The organism is Armatimonas sp. (assembly GCF_043760365.1).
Taxonomy (GTDB): domain Bacteria; phylum Armatimonadota; class Armatimonadia; order Armatimonadales; family Armatimonadaceae; genus Armatimonas.
The window spans coordinates 1-3180 of the sequence record NZ_JAYUPA010000828.1 but is presented as its reverse complement, the minus strand read 5'-3'; the positions used below and the strand labels follow the sequence as shown (position 1 = coordinate 3180).

Genomic DNA, 3180 nt, shown 5'->3' with positions numbered 1-3180 from the left:
GGAATCGCCATGACCCCCGATGATATTCTGGTGAGCGCTTTCAAGTATGTTGGCCAGAGCAATAGTGGGACGCCACAGCCACACACGGTTATTTCAGGTGATTATGAGCAGTTTGGCCTTACGCGTCTTCGCCAGTCACTAGGGATTTTCGAGCTTCCTGGCGGCGCACAGGGAATCCCCATAACGTTTCCAAACCAGGTGGTTGTGGAGCGCCCAACACTGCGCAATCGCCTTCTGTTTGGTGGGCCTCTCAGCCAATCCGGCAGTGCGGGCTACCTTCCCAGCTACGAAGGTCTGACACAAGTCGAGCCCGTGGGGCCGCCTGTGGCGACCAATGATGGGATCGTCTATCAGGTACTCAGGGCAACGTCGCCGAGCAATGGGGGTCCGGTCACAGTGGTGGCGGCGCTGGACATGAAGAAGGAGATTATCCTGAAGCTGCCCAAGGCCTACAACCCCGCCTACCGGGTTCAGGTCTCGCAGCTTGATATCTCCACTTTTGATCCGGCGAATCCTGGGCAACCGAAAATTATCAACTCGATCCTGACACAGACGGGTAGTAATCCGATCAGTATCGGTCAGAACATGGTGGGGGATGCGACCGGGGGACGGATCGTGATGACCGACCTGCGGACGGCGGGCGGTCGCTTCTCCACTTCGCTCTCTTTTGTGGTGACTTTTGTGCCTGCGGGTGGCAACGCCGACGAAACCGTGGTGATCTCACCCTCGGCGCTCCTGCCCAACAACGGGGCGGGCACCGATGTGGATCCACGCGGCCTGCCGGTTAATGGAAGCTACTCCCCGCTACTTTGGTACTATGTCCTGCCTGGTCTGCCAACCTCGGCAGCAACTCTTGCTGGAGATGTTCTCTACCTGGGAATCGCCAGTGGGGGGCGTGAGAACCTGGTTGCGTTAGATGCGGAGCCGACGTCCAATGACCCGACGATTCGTGCGGGCGAACAGGTCGAGACTGTCGTGTTAAATCTGGCGGGAGCTCAGCAGAAGCTCAACCACATCCGCTGGGTACGTCCTATGACGGGCCGAGTGAGTGCCCCTCCCGTTGGTGCGCAGGGAACACTGGCCGCCAACACTCTCTTGGGCACCGAGGCTTTTGAGTCCGGCGTGACCCTGGTGACCGATTCGAAGCGCATTATCGAAGTGGATGCCGGGGGAGCTGCACTTTGGACACTAGATGGCACGATGACGTTCCAGGTAGCCGGTGGTGAGCTGCCTCTTTTCGATCCGAATGCGGGCGGTGGAGTTGTTAACCCGGCTACCGCGACCGGGCGCGCCGTTCAGGACAAGAAAACTCTCTCCCGGCCCGCTCTGGCGCGGCGGCTCTCGCCCTCAGACTACCTGATCTGCGATACGGGCAACAACCGTGTGGTTCGCGTAGACCGGAGCGGCCAGGTACGCTGGGAACTGACAGGACTCAACAATGCTTATGGGGTGCTGACCTCGGTAGACCCCATCACACTCAATGAACCCACGGATGTTCAACTCTACACGGTGTTCAGTCCGGGCGGTGTGGGCTACGAGGTTCACTATTTGATCGCGGATGCGGGTAACAACCGTATTATCGAGGTGGCGGACTACTTCGATACAAACGGCATCCTACGAACAAATGTCCCGACACCCAGCGGCCCGCAACGTGGGGAACAGTTGGTAGTCTGGGTGAGCCGAACCACGCAAAAAGAAGGCCGTCTCCTGAGATTTCAGAGCCTCCAGCGCGTGCTAACCTTTGGAGACCCACGGCTGGGGCAGAACCCAAGTCTCTACGGCTATCCGACAATTCTAGCCGCCGTGGGCAATGCGAGCACGGCAGGGGACTCGGGCGGCGACACTCGTAGCGACTTCACGGGCGGCTCTCTGCTCTCCTTGTTCTACAATCCGATCAACACGGCAATGCCCCTCTCTACTAACACAGGAGCTTTCGCCTCGTTCTTCACTCCTTGGCTATTGCCGGGAGCCGAACCCGTTCGTAATGGCCTGGTAGATCGGACAATGAACGAGCTTGTCATGCCGCTTGATTCACTTGGCGGCTCCCCTGCAGGACGGATTCGACGTATTGCACGGCCAAGCTACATCCAGCAGTTCAGCCTGCCCAATGGGCTCGGAGGACAGAAATCAGTATTCCTTATCTGTGACTCCAGCGGGGTGTATCAGACCGAACTTGGAACGGACAATCGCTGGTATGTGACCTGGTACTTTGATGGCCGTGACTACGCCCGAATGATGAGTACAGCCACGGCCCCTCTTGATAATCGTCTTGCGGTGCCGTTGGGGCAAGTAGACATTAAGTTCTTGCCGACTGCAGTCAAACGGTTAGCGGATGGTGATTATCTCATTACCAACTCCTGGATCGGCCCGTCCTCACTTTTTGCCAGTGGCCAGTTTGTAGGGGAGGTCTTCCAGGTGACGGGGGATCGCCGCTTCACGATAGCTGGTGTGCCAATTGATGGTGGTACTCCGCACTTTAATCAGTTCTCTGTCCCGCGTATCGTTCGGGCGGCGAACGGCCTCCGGTGGGAGCAAAAAATGGGGACGAACAGTAGTAACACGAATCTGCTGGAACATCCTCTCTTTGGAGACCGTCTGTAAAACCAACCGCTTCTGTCCCAGAGATTGGGGCAGGAGCAATAACTCTCAGTGCGATTTAGCCTAACAATGAAATCCTCTTTGTTCAGTTCGACATTAACCAGACTCCAGGGAGTCTCTATGACTTCTCTGCGTACGCTGGTTGGAGCGGTCGCGATGCTGGGAGCCACGCTCCCCGCTGCGGCGCAGACGCCGCCGGGTGATCCGCTTCCCAAGGGACAGGAGAGGGTGAGCCCCACTCTCGTCAAGCCCCGAACCACGGAGCGGCAGTCCCAGCTCAATCCCGCGGGGAAAATGCATGGTGACACCACCAACCGTGGCCGGATGAGCGCGGATTTTCTCTGGGGCGTCACCAACGCGAACCGAATCTACCGCACCCCCGCTTTCAGCCGCGTCCCGGACCAGACACTGGCAGCGCCGCTCCAGCTTGATGGCTATACGGTTCCCTATCCCGTTCAGAATATCGGTACTCTCGCGTCACCGGTCTACCGTCGCCAGGGCACCTCCGGTGCCGGGCTCACCTCCGATCTGCTCTATCCGGCGCGCCGCTTTGACGATGAAATCAATGGTGCTCAAGTCATT

2 protein-coding genes are annotated in these 3180 nt (G+C 58.3%); both read left to right on the top strand.

The features are described from left to right. Positions 1 to 2601: hypothetical protein (locus ACH2EH_RS20385; protein WP_395144589.1), on the top strand; the 2601-nt coding region annotated here is incomplete at its 5' end. A 117-nt stretch (positions 2602 to 2718) separates the two neighbouring features. Continuing rightward, positions 2719 to 3180: hypothetical protein (locus tag ACH2EH_RS20380; RefSeq protein WP_395144588.1), on the top strand; the 462-nt coding region annotated here is incomplete at its 3' end.